General features: G+C 40.5%; 18 protein-coding genes and 1 pseudogene. 9 read left to right on the top strand and 10 right to left on the bottom strand.

Features of this window, described 5'->3' with window-relative positions; genetic code table 11:
- Positions 1-105 precede the first annotated feature (105 nt).
- Positions 106-183: pseudogene (locus MSG95_RS00440) on the bottom strand (hypothetical protein); the annotation flags it as partial.
- A gap of 60 nt (positions 184-243) precedes the next feature.
- On the opposite strand from MSG95_RS00440, the gene glyA reads away from it, so the two are divergent.
- Complete coding sequence (glyA, locus tag MSG95_RS00435; protein WP_004700476.1) at positions 244-1497, top strand: serine hydroxymethyltransferase; 1254 nt, start codon at positions 244-246, stop codon at positions 1495-1497.
- A gap of 42 nt (positions 1498-1539) precedes the next feature.
- Here glyA and MSG95_RS00430 read toward each other — a convergent pair whose 3' ends face one another.
- From MSG95_RS00430 to adeF, 3 genes are read right to left on the bottom strand one after another with little or no spacing between them, the layout of a single operon-like run.
- Positions 1540-2988 (bottom strand): efflux transporter outer membrane subunit, encoded by a 1449-nt coding sequence (locus MSG95_RS00430; protein ID WP_004700477.1) that lies wholly within the window; start codon positions 2986-2988, stop codon positions 1540-1542.
- A gap of 12 nt (positions 2989-3000) precedes the next feature.
- Positions 3001-6180, bottom strand: a complete 3180-nt coding sequence (gene adeG, locus MSG95_RS00425) for a multidrug efflux RND transporter permease subunit AdeG (RefSeq protein WP_077164460.1) — start codon at positions 6178-6180, stop codon at positions 3001-3003.
- Between the two features lie 6 nt (positions 6181-6186).
- Positions 6187-7407: a multidrug efflux RND transporter periplasmic adaptor subunit AdeF gene (adeF, locus tag MSG95_RS00420; RefSeq protein WP_004700481.1), complete on the bottom strand. Its 1221-nt coding sequence runs from the start codon at positions 7405-7407 to the stop codon at positions 6187-6189.
- Between the two features lie 197 nt (positions 7408-7604).
- On the opposite strand from adeF, the gene MSG95_RS00415 reads away from it, so the two are divergent.
- The 5 genes from MSG95_RS00415 to MSG95_RS00395 all read left to right on the top strand — a co-directional run bounded on the left by MSG95_RS00415 (position 7605) and on the right by MSG95_RS00395 (position 11871).
- On the top strand, positions 7605-8633 hold the full coding sequence (locus MSG95_RS00415; RefSeq protein ID WP_004700483.1) for a LysR family transcriptional regulator: 1029 nt from the start codon (positions 7605-7607) through the stop codon (positions 8631-8633).
- A gap of 175 nt (positions 8634-8808) precedes the next feature.
- On the top strand, positions 8809-9594 hold the full coding sequence (locus tag MSG95_RS00410; protein ID WP_019457144.1) for an ABC transporter substrate-binding protein: 786 nt from the start codon (positions 8809-8811) through the stop codon (positions 9592-9594).
- A 91-nt stretch (positions 9595-9685) separates the two neighbouring features.
- Entirely contained in the window at positions 9686-10375 is a 690-nt protein-coding gene (locus tag MSG95_RS00405; protein ID WP_004700487.1) for an ABC transporter permease, read from the top strand.
- A complete protein-coding gene (locus MSG95_RS00400) occupies positions 10372-11085 on the top strand; it encodes an ABC transporter permease (protein ID WP_004700489.1) in 714 nt (237 codons plus the stop codon). The genes MSG95_RS00405 and MSG95_RS00400 overlap by 4 nt, the downstream gene beginning before the upstream one ends.
- Positions 11086-11094: 9 nt before the next feature.
- Entirely contained in the window at positions 11095-11871 is a 777-nt protein-coding gene (locus MSG95_RS00395) for an ABC transporter ATP-binding protein (RefSeq protein WP_004700491.1), read from the top strand.
- Positions 11872-11945: 74 nt separating this feature from the next.
- Here MSG95_RS00395 and abeS read toward each other — a convergent pair whose 3' ends face one another.
- From abeS to MSG95_RS00375, 4 genes are all read right to left on the bottom strand, one after another.
- Positions 11946-12275, bottom strand: coding sequence for a multidrug efflux SMR transporter AbeS (gene abeS / locus MSG95_RS00390; protein WP_004700493.1), 330 nt, complete (start codon positions 12273-12275; stop codon positions 11946-11948).
- A gap of 247 nt (positions 12276-12522) precedes the next feature.
- On the bottom strand, positions 12523-12774 hold the full coding sequence (locus tag MSG95_RS00385) for a YfhL family 4Fe-4S dicluster ferredoxin (RefSeq protein WP_004700496.1): 252 nt from the start codon (positions 12772-12774) through the stop codon (positions 12523-12525).
- Between the two features lie 2 nt (positions 12775-12776).
- Positions 12777-14147: a tRNA 5-hydroxyuridine modification protein YegQ gene (gene yegQ, locus MSG95_RS00380; protein ID WP_004700498.1), complete on the bottom strand. Its 1371-nt coding sequence runs from the start codon at positions 14145-14147 to the stop codon at positions 12777-12779.
- A gap of 57 nt (positions 14148-14204) precedes the next feature.
- Positions 14205-15671 carry a PLP-dependent aminotransferase family protein gene (locus tag MSG95_RS00375; protein WP_077164462.1) on the bottom strand — a complete coding sequence of 489 codons (1467 nt, stop codon included), beginning with the start codon at positions 15669-15671 and terminating at the stop codon, positions 14205-14207.
- Between the two features lie 229 nt (positions 15672-15900).
- On the opposite strand from MSG95_RS00375, the gene MSG95_RS00370 reads away from it, so the two are divergent.
- Positions 15901-16770 (top strand): PhzF family phenazine biosynthesis protein, encoded by an 870-nt coding sequence (locus tag MSG95_RS00370; protein WP_004700503.1) that lies wholly within the window; start codon positions 15901-15903, stop codon positions 16768-16770.
- Between the two features lie 52 nt (positions 16771-16822).
- Here the strand turns inward: MSG95_RS00370 and MSG95_RS00365 are convergent, their stop codons facing one another.
- Positions 16823-17602, bottom strand: a complete 780-nt coding sequence (locus MSG95_RS00365) for a ferredoxin--NADP reductase (protein ID WP_002118187.1) — start codon at positions 17600-17602, stop codon at positions 16823-16825.
- A gap of 104 nt (positions 17603-17706) precedes the next feature.
- Here MSG95_RS00365 and tsaA point away from each other — a divergent pair, with 104 nt between their 5' ends.
- Positions 17707-18435, top strand: a complete 729-nt coding sequence (tsaA, locus tag MSG95_RS00360; protein WP_004700505.1) for a tRNA (N6-threonylcarbamoyladenosine(37)-N6)-methyltransferase TrmO — start codon at positions 17707-17709, stop codon at positions 18433-18435.
- Positions 18436-18445: 10 nt separating this feature from the next.
- Here the strand turns inward: tsaA and MSG95_RS00355 are convergent, their stop codons facing one another.
- Positions 18446-19714, bottom strand: a complete 1269-nt coding sequence (locus tag MSG95_RS00355; RefSeq protein ID WP_004700508.1) for an MgtC/SapB family protein — start codon at positions 19712-19714, stop codon at positions 18446-18448.
- A gap of 288 nt (positions 19715-20002) precedes the next feature.
- Here MSG95_RS00355 and MSG95_RS00350 point away from each other — a divergent pair, with 288 nt between their 5' ends.
- Positions 20003-21760 (top strand): GspE/PulE family protein, encoded by a 1758-nt coding sequence (locus MSG95_RS00350; RefSeq protein ID WP_077164463.1) that lies wholly within the window; start codon positions 20003-20005, stop codon positions 21758-21760.
- Positions 21761-21813 lie beyond the last annotated feature (53 nt).

Below are 21813 nucleotides of genomic sequence, written 5' to 3'. Positions count from 1 at the left end.
GTAATGATATTTAAAGTTTTTTTGTTGCTATGAAAAGCTAAATTTAACTTTAGAAAATTATTAAATAAATACTTTTTAAGTGTTTATAAATTATTTTAGATTTGATGGCTCATTTTTTATAAAAATTGAGCCATTTTTATTTAAAACTGAGCTAACTTGATTCTGTTTAATTATAAAGTTCATGCTACAATATGCCGCAATCTTAGCACGGCTTAAAAGCCCTAATTTATAGGACCCCCGCTAATGTTTGCCAATATTTCCATTTCTGAATTTGATCCAGAATTAGCTCAAGCTATTGCTTCTGAAGATGAGCGTCAAGAAGCACATATCGAGTTAATTGCATCTGAAAACTATTGCTCTCCTGCTGTGATGGAAGCGCAAGGATCAAAACTTACGAACAAATACGCAGAAGGTTATCCAGGCAAACGCTATTATGGCGGTTGCGAGTATGTAGATGTTATTGAGCAAATGGCGATCGACCGTGCTAAAGAACTTTTTGGTGCTGATTACGCAAACGTTCAACCACATGCTGGTTCACAAGCTAACTCTGCTGTTTATTTAGCACTTCTTAACCCAGGCGACACAGTTTTGGGTATGAGCTTGGCTCACGGTGGTCACTTGACTCACGGTGCAAAAGTAAGCTTCTCTGGTAAAACTTATAACGCTGTTCAGTATGGTTTAAACTCTGAAACTGGCGAGATCGATTACGAAGAAGTTGAACGTTTAGCGTTAGAGCACAAGCCACGTATGATCGTTGCTGGTTTCTCTGCTTATAGCCGTGTTGTAGATTGGCAACGTTTCCGTGACATCGCGGACAAAGTTGGCGCTTACCTTTTTGTTGATATGGCTCATGTTGCAGGTCTTGTTGCTGCTGGCGTATATCCAAACCCAGTTCAAATTGCTGACGTAACTACAACGACGACTCACAAAACACTTCGTGGTCCACGTTCTGGTTTAATCCTTGCGAAAGCGAATGAAGAAATCGAGAAAAAACTTCAATCAGCTGTATTCCCTGGTAACCAAGGTGGTCCATTAATGCATGCGATTGCTGCTAAAGCAATCTGCTTCAAAGAAGCAATGTCTGATGACTTTAAAGCTTACCAACAACAAGTTGTGAAAAATGCTCAAGCAATGGCTGAAGTATTAATCGCACGTGGTTATGATGTTGTTTCTGGCGGTACAGACAACCACTTATTCTTATTATCTTTAATCAAACAAGACGTAACTGGTAAAGATGCTGACGCTTGGTTAGGTGCTGCTCACATTACTGTGAACAAAAACTCAGTTCCAAATGACCCACGTTCTCCATTTGTAACTTCTGGTATCCGTATTGGTACTCCAGCAGTAACAACTCGTGGTTTTGGTGAAGCTGAAGTTCGTGAACTTGCTGGTTGGATCGCTGACGTGATTGACAGCAAAGGTGACGAAAAAGTTATTGCTGATGTAAAAGCGAAAGTTGAAGCTGTTTGTGCGAAATTCCCTGTATATGCAAAATAATTTGAGTGTATAAAAAAAGCGCCGTAAGGCGCTTTTTTTATATCAATTATTCCAACCCCCACCTAAAGCACGGATTAAGTTTACACTTGCAATGATTTGGCCACCTTTAAGCTGAGCTGCCAATTGTTCTTGCTGCAAAATAGTCCGGTCGGAGTCAATCACATCAAGATAGCTAATCGCACCTTCTCGATAGCGTAGATGAGACAGTTGATTTGCATGGCGAGACGATGAGAGTGCTTGGTTTTGAGCTTGAATTTGCTGATCAAGAATACGTTGATCGGACAAACCATTTTCAACTTCACGAAAGGCGTTTAGTACAGTTTGTCTATAGTTGGCAACACTTTCTTCATAAGCTGCTCGTGCTTGAGCAATACCTGCTTTACGTTGTCCGCCATCAAATAGTGGTAAAGATAAAATAGTACCTGCGACTGGACCAAGCAAGAAGGTACGGCTCGACCATTTACCTAACTCGCTTAAACTTGAAGATTCATAACCTAAGGCACCCGTTAGATTAACTTTCGGGAAAAAAGCTGCACGGGCAATTCCAATACGTGCATTATCTGCTGCCATAGCACGTTCAGCAGCAGCAATGTCAGGTCGCCTTTCAAGTAAACTCGATGGTAATCCTGCTGGAAGACGAAGACTATTTGTAGTTAAAGGTTGGACAGTTAAGCTAAAGTCAGCTGGTGTTTTGCCTAACAATACTGCAAGTGCATGTTCTGCATTGGCTCTGTTACGAGCAATGCTCAGTGCATTGGTTTGAGCTGTAGCAAGTTCAGTTTGTGCACGAGAAACATCTAATTCACTGACTAAACCATTTTTAAATCGGGTTTGAACGAGATCTCGTGTCTCACCAAGTAATTTAATAGTACGAGTATAAATTGCTTGTTCAGCATCAAGCTGGCGAATGAGAAAATAACCTTGTGCAACATCGGCCTGTAACGCTAAAAGTGCCGACTGATATAACGCTTCTTGCTGTTGTAGATCCGCTGTTGCTGCATTGACACTACTGGCGATACGACCAAATAAATCGAGCTCATATGAAACATTTGCTTGAGCGCGCCATAAGGTTTGTGCAGATGTATGCGCATTGTCATCTAACCCCAATGAAGCAGGAGAAGGTTTTTGACGAGTTGGGCCAAAGCCAGCACCAATACTTGGCAAACGTTCGGCTTGTGCTGCCGAACGTATTGCACGTGAAGCCTGAATATTAGCTGCTACCGCTTTAAGATTTTGGTTGCCGGCAATCGCTTGTTGTTCTAGCTTATTCAATTGAGCATCATTAAAAACACGCCACCATTCACCTCGAACTTGCTGATCGGCAGGCTGGGCAATTTTCCAATTATTGTCTTCAAGTTTAGGGTCTGACTCCTTGAATTTGACAGGAACTATAACTTTTGCAGGTTGATATTCCGGAGCCAAAGAGCAGCCTGCAAGAAGCAGGCTCCCCATCAGTGAGGACAATAACAAGCTTTGTTTTGCTGTAGTCATTAAATGTCCTCCTTAATGATCGTGTGGGTTAGCTAATGGTGCTTCATGAACTGCTGCCGAATGCAATTTATGTTTGCTATTCAATGTACGAATAAGGACGTAAAAGGCTGGCGTCAGGAACAAACCAAAGAAAGTTACCCCGATCATTCCGAAGAACACTGCAACACCCATGGCATGACGCATTTCAGAACCTGCACCAGTTGAAGTAACCAGTGGGACGACACCCATAATGAATGCAATAGAGGTCATTAAAATTGGACGTAAACGAAGACGACTTGCTTCAACTGCTGCTTTAAAAGCAGTTGCACCTTGCATTTCGAGTTCCCGCGCAAATTCAACAATCAAAATGGCATTTTTACAGGCCAGCCCAACCAGTACCATCAGACCGATTTGGGTAAAGATGTTGTTATCTCCACTGGTGAGCCAAACACCTGTCAGAGCCGCCAAAATTCCCATCGGTACAATTAATATGACTGCTAATGGTAAAGTTAGACTTTCATATTGAGCGGCTAAAACTAAGAACACGAGCAATACGCTAATTGGGAATACCCAAAGTCCTGCATTACCAGCCAAGATTTTTTGGTAAGTTAAATCTGTCCATTCAAACTTGATACCACGTGGTAGAGTTTGAGCAGCAATACGTTCAACCGCAGCTTCTGCTTGGCTAGATGAATAACCTGGTGCAGGACCGCCATTAATATCTGCTGCGGTATAACCGTTATAACGCACCACCATTTCAGGGCCATAGGTTTGAGTTACATTTACCAATGAAGATAATGGAACCATTTGTCCGGCACTATTACGGGTTTTAAGCTGCAAAATATCTTCAGGATTTGAACGGAAAGGCGCATCGGCTTGTGCGCGAACCTGATAAACACGTCCAAAGCGGTTAAAGTCGTTAACATACTGCGAACCTAAATAAATCTGCATAGTGTTGAAAACATCTGTCACAGCAACACCTTGCTGTTTGGCTTTTACACGATCCAAATCTACGTTGAGTTGAGGTACGTTAATTTGATAACTTGAGAACATTGGACCAAGCTCAGGAGCTGATTGAGCTGCTTTCATAAAGTTTTGTGCAGCATCATTCAAGGCTGAATAGCCTAAGGCACCTCGGTCTTCAAGTTGAAGTTTAAAGCCGCCCATAGTCCCTAAGCCCATCACAGGTGGTGGTGGGAAAACCGCAATATAAGCATCTTGAATAGCTGAGTATTTCTGGTTTAAGGCACCTGCAATAGCATTTGCAGATAAGTCTTTGGCCTTACGTTCATCGAATGGCTTTAAGGTCACAAAGACAATACCGGCACTTGAGCTATTGGTGAAACCGTTAATTGAGAGACCAGGGAAGGCAACCGCGCTTTCTACACCAGGTTGTTTAAGTGCCGTATCACTCATTTTACGAATGACAGCTTCGGTACGATCTAATGATGCGCCGTTTGGTAGCTGCGCAAAACTAATCAAATATTGTTTGTCTTGAGCGGGAACAAAGCCACCCGGAACAATATAAGAAATACCAACGGTTAAACCTAAAAGTGCTGCATAGACACCCATTGCCGATGCTTTATGGGAGATAACACGACTTACGCCTTTACCATAGTTGTCTGATGCACGGGTAAATACGCGGTTAAACAGCGCAAAGAAACGTCCAAATACACGGTTCATAAGGCGTGTTAATGCATCAGGTTTCGCATCATGTCCTTTTAGTAACATGGCTGCTAAAGCAGGAGATAGAGTAAGTGAGTTAAATGCCGAAATAACCGTTGAAATGGCAATAGTCATGGCAAATTGTTTATAAAATTGCCCTGTTAAGCCTGTCATAAAGGCAAGAGGTACGAATACAGCAACCAGCGTTAAAGCAATTGCAATAATCGGTCCGCTTACTTCTCGCATGGCACGGTACGTCGCTTCCCTTGGATTTAAGCCAGCTTCAATATTCCTCTCGACGTTTTCGACGACGACAATCGCGTCATCGACCACAATCCCGATGGCAAGCACCATCCCGAATAGCGAAAGCGCATTGATTGAGTAACCAAAAGCAAGCATGAGAGCGAATGTACCAATAATTGAAACTGGTACAGCAAGTAATGGAATGATTGAGGCACGCCATGTTTGTAAGAATAAAATAACAACCACAACAACCAGTGCAATCGCTTCAAGTAAGGTATGAACGACTGCTTTAATACTGGCACGTACGAATTGAGTCGGATCGTACACAATGTCGTATTTAATTGAAGATGGGAAATCTTTTGAAAGTTCTTTCATTGTGCTACGCACTTGATCAGAAACTTGCAAAGCATTAGCACCTGGTGCTTGGAAAATTGGAATGGCGATCGCTTGTTTGTTATCAAGTAATGAACGTAAGCCATATTGTGAAGCTGCAAGTTCAACGCGTGCAACATCACCCAATCGAGTAACCGCGCCATCAGGAGCCGTTTTTAAAATGATATCGGAAAATTCTTGCTCAGTGGTTAAACGACCTTGAGCGTTTACCGAAAGTTGTAAAGGGGAATTACTTGGTGATGCACCAATGGTTCCTGCTGCAACTTGAATGTTTTGTTCGCGGATTGCACTGACAATTTCAGTGGCTGTGAGATTACGTTGCGCTACTTTCTGTGGGTCGAGCCACACACGCATCGCATAGTCACCAGAACCAAATAAACCGACTTCACCTACACCTTGTAAGCGTGCCAAACGGTCTTTTACGTTGAGCACCGCGTAGTTACGTAAGTAAGTCATGTCATAGCGATTATCTGGTGAGGTCAGATGCACAACCATGGTTAAAGTCGGTGAGCTTTTTAAAGTAGTAACGCCTAAACGCTGTACGTCTTCAGGTAAACGAGGCAGGGCTTGAGATACACGGTTTTGAACCAATTGCTGTGCTTTATCTGGGTCGATACCGAGCTTAAAGTTCACCGTAATGGTTAAATTACCGTCGCTGTTTGCCTGAGATTGCATATACAGCATGTCTTCAACGCCGTTGATGGATTCTTCAAGCGGAGAAGCAACAGTTTCAGCAATCACTTTCGGGTTTGCACCCGGATATTGAGCACGTACCACCACAGAGGGTGGAACAACTTCCGGATATTCTGAAATCGGTAATTTAAATACCGAAAGAAGACCGGCAAGTAAAATCAGTACTGATAACACGCCAGCAAAGATCGGCCGATCAATAAAAAATTTAGAGATATTCATATGTGATTAACCTTTTGCCGGAGTTGAAGTTTTTTCTGTTGGCTGAGGTTGAGGAGTAGTGCTGTTCGCAGTGATTTGCGCGTTTGGCATAGGTACAAGATGAGGTGTAACAGGGTCACCCGGACGAATCCGCTGTAAACCATTCACCACAATACGGTCACCCGCTTGTAATCCGCTATTTACGATTTGCAAGCCATCTTGTTGTGCACCGAGTTTTACTTCACGGTAAGCAGTTTGATTTTTAGCATCGACGACCACAACAAAACGTTTATCTTGATCGACACTAATTGCAGTTGGGCTAATCAGAATTGCTGAACGAGGTTGACCACCACCCAAACGGATTCGAGCATATAAACCCGGTAATAAAACGCCGTTAGGATTATCAAAAGTTGCGCGAACACGAATCGTACCTGAGGTCGTATTCAGGTTGTTATCGATGGAGTTGATGGTTCCTTCACGAGAGAAACCTGTTTCATTGGCAAGCCCCATATAGACAGGAACTTGTGCTGAATTACGCTGATTACTGATATATTTTAGATAAGTTTGTTCATCAACGTCGAAAGAGGCGTAAAGGCGAGATACAGACACCAAGCTTGTTAAGACCTGTGCGCCATTACCGGCAGACACCACATTACCAACGGTTACTTCGGCACGGGAAATTCGGCCGCTGACTGGTGCAGTAATACGAGTGTACTCAAGATTTAAACGTGCAGACTGAACAGCGGCTCTAGCAGCTTGTAGGTTGGCATTGGCTGAACGTGCATCATTTTCAGCTAGATCCAGCTCTTGGCGTGATACAGCATTACTCTGAATTAAACGTTGAATACGAGAAAGGTTAGATCCCGTATAAGTGACTTGTGCCTCAGCCGAAGCAAGTTGAGCTTGAGCACGATTGAGTTCTGCTTGGAAAGGACGTGGGTCGATTGTAAAAAGTAAATCGCCTTTTTTTACAAGACTGCCATCTTTGAAGTGTACGGAAATGAGTTTACCTGAAACCTGTGGCCGAATATCGACTTGATCAATCGCTTCTAAGCGACCGGAATATTCTTGCCAATCGGTAATCGTTTTGCTAATGACATTAGAAATATCAACTGTTGCAGCTTGTTGGGCACTGGTCGGTGCAGCTTTTGCATCGGCATTTTCATGTAAAAACATAAAACTACCCCCTGTAGCCAAAATGGCGACAAAGATGGCAGACAGTGCGAACTGTTTGCGGGAAAATGACATGAGGTGCTCCTAGTTATTTGGATACCTGTTTTCAGACTTTTAGTTGTGGTCCGTATGGGAGAAACAGGGTTTATGGGATGGACGGAGCATAAAAGTTTGTCAATCACGAATAAATATATTAAATTCGATAACACTATTCGTATTTTTATAACAATTGATGTGTTTGATTAAATAAATGCATTGATAGGAGTGTGCGTGTGGATCTATTTCATGCGATGAAAGTATTTAACAAAGTTGTCGAAACAAATAGTTTCAGTTTAGCGGCTGACAGTTTAGGACTACCGCGTGCTTCTGTGACGACAACCATTCAAGGTTTAGAAAAACATTTGCAAGTTCGTTTATTGAACCGAACCACTCGTAAACTGAGTTTGACACCAGATGGTGCAGTTTATTATGAAAGGACTGCACGAATTTTAGCCGACGTAGAAGATGTAGAATCGAATTTTCATGATTCTGAACGTGGCCCTCGAGGTCGACTGCGCATTGATGTTAAAGCGTCAATTGGACGACTCATCCTTATTCCAATGCTTTGTGATTTTCATGCCAAGTACCCCGATATTGATTTGGTGATTGGAATGAGTGATCGTCCAGTCGATTTGGTTCAAGATGCAGTGGACTGTGTTATTCGTATTGGTCAATTGAAAGATTCAAGTTTAGTTGCACGTCGTATCGGAACAATTCAGTGTGTCACTGTTGCTGCGCCTCGTTATTTGATGGAACATGGCGAACCAAAAACCATTGAAGATTTACAAAAACATCAAGTGGTGCATTATTTTAATAGTCGTACTGGACGCAATATTGACTGGGATTTTATGGTGGATGGCGAGATTCATAGCGTCGGTGTGAAAGGGCGTGTTTCTGTCAATGATAGTGATTCATATATTGATTTGGCAGTGCAAGGTTTCGGCTTAATTCAATGTCCATATTACATGGCGGCAAAACATTTAGAATCTGGTGCACTTAGAGAGGTATTGACTGAATGGTTACCTGCACCGATGCCAATATCAGTCGTTTATCTACAAAACCGTCATTTATCGCCTAAAGTTCGTGTATTTGTAGACTGGGTAGCTGAATTATTTGCAAGTTGTCCATTGTTGAGTGGTTGTTCAATGGCATGGGATTCGAAATGTGAATTTGCCAGCGCTAAAGAAAATAACCATGAATATACTATTCGGACATTGGTTGAAAATGAAAATATGGCAGAAGCCTATACACTCAAAAACTAATTTAAAATTTGAGTGATTTTTCAACATTTAGATAGTTAATCCAATCCATTGTTTAGACATATTCATAAATCCTTAATTTACTGGTATAGAAATTGCAATTATTTCGGCAGAAGAGTAATTTAGAAATTGCTCAAGTTTTTATCACCTTATTTGGATTTTAAGGAGAAGCTTCAAGATGGCAAGCTTTATGAAAAAAATGTTCGTTTCAACAACCTTAGTTTTGGCTGCTGTTGCAACGAATGTTCAAGCAAAGGATTGGAAGGTGATTCGTTTTGGTACTGAGTCGTCTTATGCTCCATTTGAATATAAAACACCAGATGGCAAGTTAACTGGTTTTGATGTTGATTTAGGTAATGCCATTTGTGCAAAGCTTAAAGCCAAATGTGTTTGGGTTGAAAACTCTTTTGACGGGATGATTCCCGCACTTAAAGCGAAAAAATTTGATGGCATTCTTTCATCAATGACAGTGACTGATGAACGTGCGAAACAAATTTTATTTAGTAGCAAAATCTACAATACCCCAACGCGTATGGTTGCAAAAAAAGGCTCACCGTTATTGCCAACACCTACTTCATTAAAAGGTAAGCGTGTAGGGGTACAACAGGGCACAATTCAAGAAACATACGCTAAAACCTATTGGGCTCCAAAAGGTGTGAGTGTTGTTCCTTATCCAACTCAAGACTTGATTTACCAAGACATGATGTCTGGTCGTTTAGATGCAACGTTACAAGATGCAATCATGGTTGATGGTGCTTTCTTAAAACAACCGAAAGGCAAAAACTTCGCTTTTGCTGGTGGCAATGTGGTTGATGTCAAAACATTGGGTGTAGGTGCGGCTATTGGTTTACGCAAAGAAGATGCAGATTTGAAAGCGAATATCGACAAAGCTTTGGCTGCAATCATTGCTGATGGCACATACAAGAAACTCGAGAAAAAATACTTCTCTTTTAGCATTTACTAATGATGTGAAAAATGTCGGCTAAGTGCCGACATTTTTAAATCTATTCTCATCTCATCAATATTAGATATTGTTTTTAAGGAGAAGATGAGTCATGTCTTTTTCTGGCTATGGGCCACTCCTTCTCAGCGGAACATGGATGACCATACAGCTTGCGCTGTTGTCACTCTTGCTTTCTGTCATTATTGGCTTAATTGGTGCGAGTTCAAAACTCTCTAATATTAAAGCTTTACGTTATATTGCGACCGGCTATACCACGCTCATTCGTAGTGTGCCTGACTTAGTGATTATGCTGCTGTTATTTTATAGCTTGCAGTTGGGTCTAAATCAAATTACTGAAGCACTGCAAATGGATCAGATTGATATCAACCCATTTGTGGCTGGTGTGATTACCTTAGCGTTCATTTATGGTGCATATTTTACAGAGACCTTTCGTGGTGCATTTCAATCTGTTCCAACGGGACAAATTGAAGCAGCAATGGCCTATGGGATGACGCCGTGGCAGGTTTTTCGACGTGTTTTATTCCCTCAAATGATGCGTTTTGCATTGCCTGGTATTGGTAACAACTGGCAAGTTTTGATTAAAGCGACCGCACTGGTTTCCATTATTGGCCTAACTGACATTGTAAAAATTACGCAAGATGCAGGTAGAAGTACCATGCAATTGTTCTTTTTCAGCATCGTCGCTGCTGCAATTTATTTGGCAATTACCACCGTGTCAAACCTGATTTTAATGTGGCTTGAACGTCGTTATTCTGCTGGTGTAAGGAAGGGGCAATTATGATTGAAATCCTTCAACAATATTGGAAGGCATACCTTTGGACCGATGGCCTACAGATGACCGGTGTCGCGATGACTGCTTGGTTATTGGTGCTTTCAATCGGTATTGGGTTTGTGCTTGCTGTGCCTTTATCACTTGCACGAGTATCAGAAAATATCTGGTTGCGTGGCCCAGTTTGGCTGTTTACTTATGTGTTTCGTGGAACACCACTGTACATCCAATTGTTAATTATTTACTCGGGCATTTATAGCTTTGATTATGTTCATGAACATCAAGCGCTCGATGCATTCTTTCGAGAGGGCATAAATTGCACCATTTTGGCATTCGCGCTCAATACTGGTGCATATACGACTGAAATCTTCGCTGGAGCGATCCGTTCTATTCCACATGGTGAGATTGAAGCTGCTCAAGCTTTCGGTATGTCAAGATGGAAACTCTACACACGGATTATCATTCCGTCGATGTTACGCCGCGCTCTGCCATTTTATGGCAATGAAGTCATTTTAATGTTGCATGCGACAACCATTGCATTTACAGCAACTGTTCCCGACATTTTAAAAATTGCGCGCGATGTGAATGCCGCAACCTATGACACTTTCAATGCTTTTGGAATTGCTGCTGTGTTGTATGCAGTGTTGGCATTTATTTTGATTTGGATATTTCGTAAGTTGGAAAAACGTTGGTTGGCATTTTTAAAGCCATCGAATCATTAGGAGACATAAATGGAACACGTTGCAAAACTAGTGATTCGTGATTTACACAAAACATTTGGCGATCATGAAGTACTGAAAGGGATATCACTTGATGCAAATGCTGGTGATGTAATTAGTATCATCGGTTCATCTGGTTCGGGTAAAAGTACCTTGCTGCGTTGTATCAATTTTTTAGAACAACCGAGCAATGGCACCATTAAACTCAATGGTGAAAAACTACGCACAGTCTTTGATAAAAAAGGCAATTTAAAAGTGGTTGATCCAAAGCAACTACAAAAAATGCGTACTCAACTGATGATGGTGTTCCAGCACTTTAATTTATGGTCACATATGACAGTGCTGGAAAATGTCATTGAAGGGCCAATTCATGTGCTTGGAGTAAAACGTGCAGAAGCAGAAGAGCGTGCACGCAAATATCTACGCAAAGTTGGATTGCCTGAAAGTGTTGAAAGCAAATATCCAGCATTTTTATCTGGTGGGCAACAACAACGGGTAGCGATTGCTCGTGCTTTGGCAATGGAACCGGAAGTGATGCTATTTGATGAACCAACCAGTGCACTTGATCCGGAGTTGGTGGGTGAAGTGCTCAAGGTTATGCAGAGTTTGGCTGAAGAAGGCCGTACCATGATTGTGGTGACACATGAAATGGGCTTTGCACGTCATGTGTCTAATCAAGTGATTTTCTTGCATCAAGGAAAAATTGAGGAACAGGGCCATCCTGATGAAGTACTCAACAATCCGAAAAGTGAGCGTTTAAAGCAATTTTTAACAGGCAGTTTAAAATAAGCCATTGATACCGAGTAAGATGAAATTTTTTATAAAAAGATTTTCATCGTACTCGGTTTCTTTTTGGTTATATTTTATAGATGAGTGTTTTTAGAAAACACATTAATAATGATAATACCTGCAATCATTAAAGTAAGACCAATACAGGCCGCTAAGTCTAAATGTTGTTTGTAAAATATCCAGCCAATTGCAGAAATTAAAATAATACCCGCGCCCGACCAAATGGCGTATGCAATTCCAATTGGGATCGTTTTTAGCGTCAGGGACAATAAATAAAAAGCAATCGCATAGCCCACAACCGTAACGATGGATGGAATGGGAACAGTAAAACCTTGAGATGCTTTTAAGGCTGAAGTTGCAATGACTTCACAAGCAATCGCAATTGCTAAATAAAGATAAGACATGGGGAACTGCGCCAGAATGAGTTTTAATCAATCTATATGAAATGTTGAAATGGTTTGCCAGTTTTAACGATTGTGCAATTTTTTTGGTACAACATTACCAGTAAACCAAACTGAACTGATCATTTGATTTTATATTAGCAAAGTGGCTTAAGCTATTTATTCATTTATTTAATCATTGATCTGTATAGTCATTTAAGAGAATCAGCAACCTTAGCTTGATCCTCTATAGAATTTTTAATGAGATAAATTAGTTGAGTAAATTTAACCCTTTAAATTTCTCTAACAGTTGCTCTTTATTTTCAATATGCGCAGGGTCTGGTTTTATGCAATCGATAGGGCAAACCGCTTTACATGTTGGCGCATCGTAAAAACCTACGCACTCGGTACAACGAAGTGGATCAATTTCATAAACTTTGCTCCCTTCAAAAATAGCGATGTTGGGACATTCAGGTAAGCACATATCACAGTTGATGCAGTCACTCGTAATCAAAAGTGCCATGTTTAACTCGCTGAATAAGCCAATGTAGATGCAGTAATACTTTCTTTCGCATGCGGCAAATTGCGTACGAGTAGGGCATAACTGATATCAACATCTTGTGAGAGTGGAATTTCAACAAAATACCCCGAACCTTTAGCATCTATAATTGGGTTACCTTTTAAATCGCGCATTTCGGTTAAGGTAAAGGTGATATTGCCTTGAGGTGTCATGAGTTCAAGTGAGTCGCCAACCACAAAACGATTTTTAACTTCAATGCGAATATAATCACCGCGACGTTCTAAAACCTCTCCACAAAATTGTTGATAGTCAAAATGTGATGAACCATCAGCATAGTTTTGATATTCGCTATGAACATGACGTCTTAAAAAACCTTCGGTATAACCGCGATTTGCCAACCCTTCGAGCTGAGTCATTAAGCTTGGGTCAAATGGTTTACCTGCTAAAGCATCATCAATGGCCTTTCGATAAATTTGAGCAGTACGCGCACAGTAAAAATACGACTTAGTACGGCCTTCAATTTTCAGTGAGGCGATGCCCATTTTGGTTAAATGATCTACATGTTGTACCGCACGTAAATCTTTAGAGTTCATAAAATAGGTGCCATGTTCATCTTCTTCGGCAGCAAACATTTCTTCATCATTACGTTGTACAAGCAAAGTTTGAGCTGAAGTTGTCTCTGATTGTGCAGATGAGCAGCAAGACTTTTCTAAGGTGTTGAGCTGAGTGACTGGAATCACATCGCCGTTCACATCTTCTTGAGCTTCATGCAACTTATAGTCCCAACGGCAAGCATTGGTACAAGCACCTTGGTTGGCATCACGTTTATTCATATAACCAGAAAGTAAGCAGCGACCTGAGTAGGCCATGCATAGTGCGCCATGTACAAAAACTTCGAGTTCAATATCTGGGACGTGTTGCTGGATTTCTTCGATTTCTTCTAATGACAACTCACGTGATAAAATCACGCGGCTTAGACCGTAGTCTTTCCAAAATTTAACAGTGGCCCAGTTAATAGCGTTGGCTTGAACCGATAGATGAATTTGCACTTCTGGGAAATGCTCACGCACCATCATAATTAAACCCGGATCAGACATAATAAGTGCATCTGGCTGCATCGCTACAATCGGTTCAAGGTCACGAATAAAGTTCTTTAATTTGCTGTTATGAGGCTGAATATTCACCACAACATAAAACTTTTTACCCAAAGCATGCGCTTCATCAATTCCAATTTTTAAGTTGTCATGATCAAAAGCATTATTACGCACACGTAAACTGTAACGTGGTTGGCCTGCATATACGGCATCTGCTCCATAGGCAAATGCATAGCGCATGTTTTTTAGTGAACCTGCGGGAGAGAGGAGTTCAGTTTTCATAAAATAAAAAGGCATAAAAAATATATGGTTTTATTTTATTAACTCCACATGTTGGATTCAACCTACTGAATTAGTAGGGATTTGATCTATATCATTTTGCGCGGGTAGCATATTTTTTGCTAACTCTCCTAAGCGCATCAAAGCATTTAACATTTTAGGATTTGGCTCAAAACAAGCTGCAATACGTAAACAATGTCTAAAACGTTTATCAGCCGAACATAAAATTCCCGGCATACATAAGATTTTTTCATCCATGGCCTGATGAAACAGTTCTAGAGTATCAATTGATTCGGGTAGCTCTAACCATAAAATAAATCCTGCTTGTGGTCGACTGACTCGAGTACCGAGTGGAAAATAACGGCAAATATAAGATTTGACGGTATCGATTTGCTGTTGATAGCGTTTTTTGAGCTGCCTTAAATGTAGATCATATCCGCCATTTTCTAAAAAAAGTCCCAACGTTTCCGTGAGCAAAGCCGGTTCAGCAACAGTGGTCGTAAATTTAAGTTGCTGCACAATATTACGAAAGCGCCCAGCTTCTACCCAACCAATTCGATAGTCGGGTGCTACGGTTTTCGTATAGCTACCACACACCAAAACCCATCCATTTTGATCAAACGCCTTAATGTTGGGTAAAAGCGGTTCTGTCAGTTGCAATTCGGCGTACATCGCATCTTCAATGACAGGAACTTGAAACTGATTAGCTAACTCTGCCAAGCGACGACGGTTAGTTTCAGGCATGCTAAAACCGAGAGGATTGTGACCTGTTGGAATGGTTAATATAACTTTTACACTTTTAGATTTTAACAGTTCTTCAAGAGCATCAAGGCACATACCTGTATGCGGCGAAGTCGGCACTTCTACGATTTTTCGGCCTAAATTATGAAGAAGCGGGTACAGGTTATGAAAAGTAGGAATCTCAAGAGCAATGCTGTCACCTGCTTGTGTGGTTGCCATAATCGCAAGACTCAAAGCCTCCATTGTGCCGTGAGTCAGCACAATATCATCTGCTGAAAGAAACATACCAAGTTGTAAACTTCGCCTCGCAACTTGAGTACGTAAACGCATAGAGCCGGGCGGTAAAGTATAGTTTTTAAAAATGTCTGGCTGCGTCCGTAAAACTTGAGCAGTTAAGCGTTTTAAGCGTTCAATTGGATAGAAGTTTTCACCTGTAGGGCAAGCTAAGGCCAAATTGACATAGTCGGTGTCCATCTGCTTTTTAATAATTTGCGCGAGAAAACAGCTAATTCCTGAAAGAGATACTTTTTCTTCACTGACATAACGTTCTTCGAGTTCGAGTAAGTTTGAAGGTGCATGACAAACATAATAGCCAGACTGTGGACGAACTGAAATTAAACCTTGGTCTTCAAGCTGACGATAAGCTTCTTTTACGGTGTTAATGCTGACCTGATAATGATTTGCGCAGTCGCGAATTGATGGTAAGCGAGAGCCGATAGGCTGTCTGCCATTCTGAATTTGCAGGGTGAGGTCATCACTCACTTTTTTATATTTGTACATGTCAATTCATTAAAAAGCCAAAGCAATGGATACACTTTATAGTGATCTTATATTTAACTCAAATATAGTGATTGCTTTTGATTAGTTCATTTAACACAAATCTAACTTAAAAACTGTGTCTATTATTTTTCATATGAACTGATACTGTAACCATTAAAAATAAATCAGTAAGATCAAAAAATGGTAAGGATTTAAAAGCCATAATTTTTAATTACAAAATCAGTAGGAGTGGTCTATGTCTGTTGTTGCATTTAAACAAGTTGATGTTTTTACTTCACAAGCATTTAAAGGTAATCCTGTTGCAGTCATTATGGACGCCAGTGCCTTAACATCTGAACAGATGCAGGAAATTGCGAATTGGACTAATCTTTCTGAAACAACATTTGTGCTCCCTGCGACCGATTCTCAAGCTGACTATCAGGTTCGAATTTTTACTCCGCAAAGTGAGTTGCCATTTGCAGGACATCCTACAATTGGTACTGCCTATGCTTTGCTTGAAGCAGGCCTCGTGACACCTAAAGATGGTAAACTGGTACAGCAATGTGCTGCGGGTTTGGTGACTCTGACCGTAAGTGACTCAAAGCATATTTCATTTGAACTACCTAAGCCTAAAATTACTCCACTTGACCCAATGCACACTGAAAAACTGGCTGAAATTTTAAAATGTCAGATTGATACTCAATGGAATGCTACATTGGTTGATGTAGGCGCACGTTGGATTGTATTACAAGCGGTGAATGCCGAAGCTGTTTTAGATAGCCAACCAGACTTTGCTGCTTTAAAAGAACATGATTTAGAAATGAAAGTTGGTGGAGCGACGGTTTATGGTTTTTATGAAAATAATGATGAGCAAAAACATATAGAAGTCCGCTCATTTGCTCCTTCTATTGGAATAAATGAAGATCCAGTTTGTGGGAGTGGTAATGGTAGCGTAGCTTCATTTATTCGTTACCATGAAATTTTGCCAGCACAAAATGATGTGGTGCTTTCTTCACAAGGTCGGGCTTTAGGCCGAGATGGACAGCTTCAACTTGAATTGCACCAAGATAAAATTTTAGTGGGTGGAACAGCTGTTACCTGTATTGATGGCAGTATCACCTTATAAAAAGAAATAAAAAACCGAGGACTTTACCTCGGTTTTTTTATTTAGAAAAATCTTATTTTTCTACGAACGCACGTTCAATTACGTAGTCGCCCATTTCACCCATACGAGGTGATTCAACTAAACCATGTTGGTCAAGTAACGCAGCAACGTCTTTTAAGAATGCGGGGCTACCGCAAAGCATTGCACGGTCAGTTTCACGGTTAAAACGTGGTAAACCAATTTTTTCAAATAAAGCGCCAGTTTCAATTGCAGTTGTTACACGGCCTTGAGTGTGGAAAGGTTCACGAGTAACAGTAGGGTAGTAAACAAGTTTGTCTTTAATACCTAATTCTTCAAAGAATTCATGGTTTGGTAATTCGTTCAAAATCAGGTCTTGATACGCTAATTCAGAAATATAGCGTGTACCATGAACAACGATGACTTTTTCAAAGCGTTCGTAAGTTTCTGGGTCACGAATAATTGATAAGAATGGAGCAAGACCAGTACCAGAAGATAAAAGGTACAAGTTTTTACCCGGTAAAAGATCATCATGAACCAATGTACCTGTTGGTTTTTTAGAAACTAAAATTTCGTCACCAACTTGTACTTTTTGCAAAATCGAAGTTAAAGGACCGTCTTGTACTTTAATTGAGAAGAATTCTAACTCTTCTTCGTAGTTCGCACTTGCAATCGAATACGCACGCATTAACGGTTTGCCATTCACTTCAAGTCCGATCATCACGAACTGACCATTTTTAAAACGTAAGCTAGTGTCGCGTGTAGTTTTAAAACTGAAAAGGGTGTCATTCCAGTGGTGCACATGAGTAATGCGTTCAACGTTAAAAGCAGCCATTAAAGGTCTCGATCACGATTAAAAGAAAACAGATTGCTATTCTAATCTAATTTCATTCCCGATAAACTGAATATATTTAATTGTGTTTATAAGAAAAAGTGATGATGAACTCTGTCACCCTCCCAATAGTCGGGCACATGTGCTCACCTTTTCGAGAAAAATTTGGTATTCCACGTCAGCCCAACTTGGTCAATATCGAGTCTTATATCGAAATGGTTGAACCTTATAATGACTTATTGGCTTTTGAGGGAATTGAGCAATTTACTCATCTCTGGCTCATCTGGCAGTTTCATGACAATAAAAATCAGGAGACTGCAACTAAGTTTCGACCTCAGGTTCGCCCACCACGTTTAGGGGGGAATGAAAAAATTGGTGTATTTGCAACACGCAGTATGTATCGTCCAGCGCCTGTAGGTTTATCTGTAGTACGTTTAAAAAAGGTTGAAAAAGTCGGTAAGTCTTTAAGAGTGTATGTTACGGGCAGTGATTTACTAAATGGCACGCCAATTTTAGATATTAAACCTTATATTCAATATTCAGATGCCATTGTTGATGCTCAAAGTGGCTATGCACAAGCTGAACCAGAACGAAAGCAAGTCATCTGGTCGGAAAGTGCAGTGAATATCCAGCAAAATCTTCTAAAAAATAAAAAAATTAACGGGCAATATCTGGATGAATTAGAGCAAGTTCTAGCTTTAGACCCAAGGCCTGCCTATCAAGAAGACCCTGAACGAGTCTATAAAATGAAGTTTTCTAATTTTGATATTCATTTTAAAGTGAATGATAATGTAATTACAGTGGTTGATATGGTAGAAGATGTTTTACTCGCTTAAACATCTCATTTCAAAACCAATGTATGTTCATCCAGAGTAGGCAAATTAATATCGCCATGTGAGTGAGTTGTGCGGGAATAAAAGCAAGGGCATAGCGTATTCCACCTGAAATAGCCGAATTAATACTCTTGGCAATTGCATGCACTGCAAAACCACTCATAAAAGCGATTAGTAGCGATGTGTGAGCGTTATTCGGTTCTCCTTGTACAATTACTGCTGCAATAGCTGCATGTATTTCGAATAAAGAGGCAAGTAAGGTCCCTGCGATTAAGCCTGCATCTCCTAAATATAGACTTAGACCATAAACACCAATCTGAATGAGTGTGAGTGTTCCCGCAATAATCACGGCTTCTTTTAAGCTGAACATTCTGGAGTCTAATTCGGCTGAAGTCGTACTTGGTTCCGCCTTACGCAATAAAATAAAGGCCCACACCGCTAAAAAAACCAATGCAATCAGCATTGGAAATATAATGACTTTGAACCATGCTAAGCTAATTCCAATCACAATAATTAAGGTCTGAATGAGTGTAGAAACACACGACATCAATGCAGCACCTGCATTTGTGGTGGCGTTCGCACGACCAGAACGAACTTCTAAACCTAGAGTTGCAATAGTCGCTGTACTCGATACAAAACCAGATGCTAAAGAAGAAAGTAATAGAGCATTTTTCGATGACAAAAGCCGCTTTGCAATATGTGCGAGCGCTTGAACAAATAAAATCAAAGTCAGTAATTTTAAAATCACATGTGGGTTTAAAACAGGTCCCCAAAATGGTTTATTGGGGACTAACGGTAAGGCAATTAAAAGTAATGCCAGTAAAAAAATCCCATCACGCAATTCTGATTCTGTAATCCATTGACTGGCTATGCCATGCATGGATTGTTTTGCTAATAAAATAATCGTCATGATGACGGCGAGACCCGCAGCTAACGAAATATTCCAGATACAAAGTGCTCCTATAAAGTAAGTCATAATAAAAGCGAGTTCTGTAGTAACACCGGGGTCATTCGGCTGATTTTTAAGGGAGACTATGCTGATTGCGCCAATAAGTAGAGCGCCTACAATTCCAATTTCAGTACCAAATAAAAAGCAGATTGCACCAAGTAGGGAGCTAATTGCAAAAGATCGAAAACCTGCAAACGTTTTGTATTCATGTTTGAGCTTGCTGCGTTCACGTTCCAAACCAATTAATAACCCACAGCCTAATGCCGCTGCAATAATGGTGATAAATTCTTCAAAAGATGCAGTTTGTAATGACATTGTCATTGGAAGATTCATAATACTTCCTCTTTGGTTTATTGTTATATACAGGTGTTAATCATATTTAAATCATGTATTCATATGCAGTGTATGCTTTTTATTGTATTGAGCCTATTCTCTTTTTTAATCAAACTATCACAATAAATATCTTTATAAATATGATCTATGCCACAAAACAATAATAAGTTGAGAATTGGTTTAATTAATTGAAGTTAAAAGGTATTTAAAAGCTGAATTTGGAAATTTTCATACCAGTTAAATCTAAAACATCTCTGCTATATTATAAAAATATATTGGGGATAACACATGAATGCACATGTAGAAATAGACGCACATTGGTGCCTAGAACAACTATTACAAGAAGGCCGTATTACTGAGCGTGATAAATTACTGGTACAAACGACAAATAGACAAAAAGATCAATTGAAATGGCATCCATTACAGTGGATTGCCCATTTTAATTTAAAAGATCAACACCACGTACAGGCACATTTAAGTTTAAACCGCCTGTGCCAATGGTTTGCCGATCGGGCGCAATTACCATTATTTGTGATTGATCCTTTAAAGGCAGATGTCAGCGCTTTAACTCAAGTCATGTCACAAGAGTTTGCGATTCGAAACCACATTTTAGCTGTAGAAGTCCATGCGGACCGAATTGTGATTGGTACCGACCAGCCTTTTAAAATAGATTGGTTAAATAATCTGGAACGCAGTTTGGCACCGAAGAAAATTGAACGGGTACTGCTTAATCCCGAACAGTTGCAACGTTATTTGCGAGAGTATTATCAGGTTAGCCGTGCAGTAAACTCAGCTCAGAAAGATGCAGCTCATGACCGTGATAACAAGGGGGTAGAAGCACTTTTACAGCTTGGTGATAGCCAAAACCCTGATGCCAATGATCAACACATTGTGAAATTGGTCGACTGGATTTTACAGTTTGCGTTTGAACAAAGCGCCAGTGACATTCACATGGAACCGCGTAAAGACAATGGTAACGTTCGGTTCCGTATTGATGGCGTTTTACACACCATTTATAACATGCCTTCAAATACACTGACCGCCGTGATTTCCCGAATTAAAATTTTAGGGCGGTTAAATGTAGCGGAAAAGCGTAAACCGCAAGATGGTCGATTAAAAACACGGACACCGAAAGGACAAGAAACCGAACTACGTTTATCAACTTTGCCGACTGCATTTGGTGAAAAACTGGTTATGCGTATTTTCGACCCAGATGTATTGGTACGTTCTTTTCAGCAATTGGGTTTTGATCAGTCTTTATTACAACAGTGGCAACGCATAACACAAAATAGTCACGGCATTATTTTGGTTACTGGTCCAACAGGTTCTGGTAAAACCACAACGTTATATTCTTCTTTAAAGCAACTCGCAACCGATCAAGTCAATGTCTGTACCATTGAAGACCCGATTGAAATGCTAGAGCCTAGTTTTAACCAAATGCAGGTCAATAATGCAATTGATCTGGGCTTTGCTGATGGTGTGCGTGCCCTGATGCGTCAAGACCCAGACATTATTATGATTGGGGAAATTCGTGACCAAGACACTGCGAACATGGCCATTCAGGCGGCACTCACAGGGCATTTGGTGCTGTCAACTTTACATACCAATGATGCGCCGTCAAGTTTGACTCGTTTACACGATTTGGGCGTGCAACCCTTTTTAACAGCAGCGACTATTTTAGGTGTATTGGCACAGCGTTTAGTGCGACAGCTTTGCCCGCACTGTAAGCAGCAAACTCATATTAATGAGGATGAATGGCAGCACCTAACTTTCGACTACATTATGGAAATGCCAGAAAAAGTGTATCAAGCAGTAGGCTGTGAACAATGCCGTCATACAGGCTATAAAGGCCGAGTCGGTATTTATGAATTTATGCCTGTTAGTCTTGAGCTTAAGCATTTGATTGGTAGTCACGCAACATTAAATGAACTAAGAAGCCAAACTAAAAAAGAAAGTGTGGAGCCTTTGCGAATTGCTGGAGCGCATAAAGTCATTGAAGGACTTACTACTTTGGAAGAGGTATTACGTGTTGTGCCTTTAAATTAAATTTTTCTTAAGATTCACCTCATTTATGCTTGTTTTACTGATGTCATTCCAAG

The sequence above is a fragment of the Acinetobacter sp. IK23 genome, assembly GCF_035615275.1.
GTDB lineage: Bacteria > Pseudomonadota > Gammaproteobacteria > Pseudomonadales > Moraxellaceae > Acinetobacter > Acinetobacter seifertii.
This window is presented reverse-complemented; position numbering and strand designations above follow the sequence as displayed.

Coding starts and splice junctions, on each gene's coding strand:
- MSG95_RS00430 (WP_004700477.1), bottom strand. CDS start 2,988: ATGACTACAGCAAAACAAAGCTTGTTATTGTCCTCACTGATGGGGAGC.
- adeG (WP_077164460.1), bottom strand. CDS start 6,180: ATGAATATCTCTAAATTTTTTATTGATCGGCCGATCTTTGCTGGCGTG.
- MSG95_RS00365 (WP_002118187.1), bottom strand. CDS start 17,602: ATGGCTGCTTTTAACGTTGAACGCATTACTCATGTGCACCACTGGAAT.
- MSG95_RS00350 (WP_077164463.1), top strand. CDS start 20,003: ATGAATGCACATGTAGAAATAGACGCACATTGGTGCCTAGAACAACTA.
- abeS (WP_004700493.1), bottom strand. CDS start 12,275: ATGTCTTATCTTTATTTAGCAATTGCGATTGCTTGTGAAGTCATTGCA.
- MSG95_RS00385 (WP_004700496.1), bottom strand. CDS start 12,774: ATGGCACTTTTGATTACGAGTGACTGCATCAACTGTGATATGTGCTTA.
- MSG95_RS00400 (WP_004700489.1), top strand. CDS start 10,372: ATGATTGAAATCCTTCAACAATATTGGAAGGCATACCTTTGGACCGAT.
- MSG95_RS00395 (WP_004700491.1), top strand. CDS start 11,095: ATGGAACACGTTGCAAAACTAGTGATTCGTGATTTACACAAAACATTT.
- MSG95_RS00410 (WP_019457144.1), top strand. CDS start 8,809: ATGGCAAGCTTTATGAAAAAAATGTTCGTTTCAACAACCTTAGTTTTG.
- MSG95_RS00355 (WP_004700508.1), bottom strand. CDS start 19,714: ATGAATCTTCCAATGACAATGTCATTACAAACTGCATCTTTTGAAGAA.
- MSG95_RS00370 (WP_004700503.1), top strand. CDS start 15,901: ATGTCTGTTGTTGCATTTAAACAAGTTGATGTTTTTACTTCACAAGCA.
- glyA (WP_004700476.1), top strand. CDS start 244: ATGTTTGCCAATATTTCCATTTCTGAATTTGATCCAGAATTAGCTCAA.
- tsaA (WP_004700505.1), top strand. CDS start 17,707: ATGAACTCTGTCACCCTCCCAATAGTCGGGCACATGTGCTCACCTTTT.
- MSG95_RS00405 (WP_004700487.1), top strand. CDS start 9,686: ATGTCTTTTTCTGGCTATGGGCCACTCCTTCTCAGCGGAACATGGATG.
- adeF (WP_004700481.1), bottom strand. CDS start 7,407: ATGTCATTTTCCCGCAAACAGTTCGCACTGTCTGCCATCTTTGTCGCC.
- yegQ (WP_004700498.1), bottom strand. CDS start 14,147: ATGAAAACTGAACTCCTCTCTCCCGCAGGTTCACTAAAAAACATGCGC.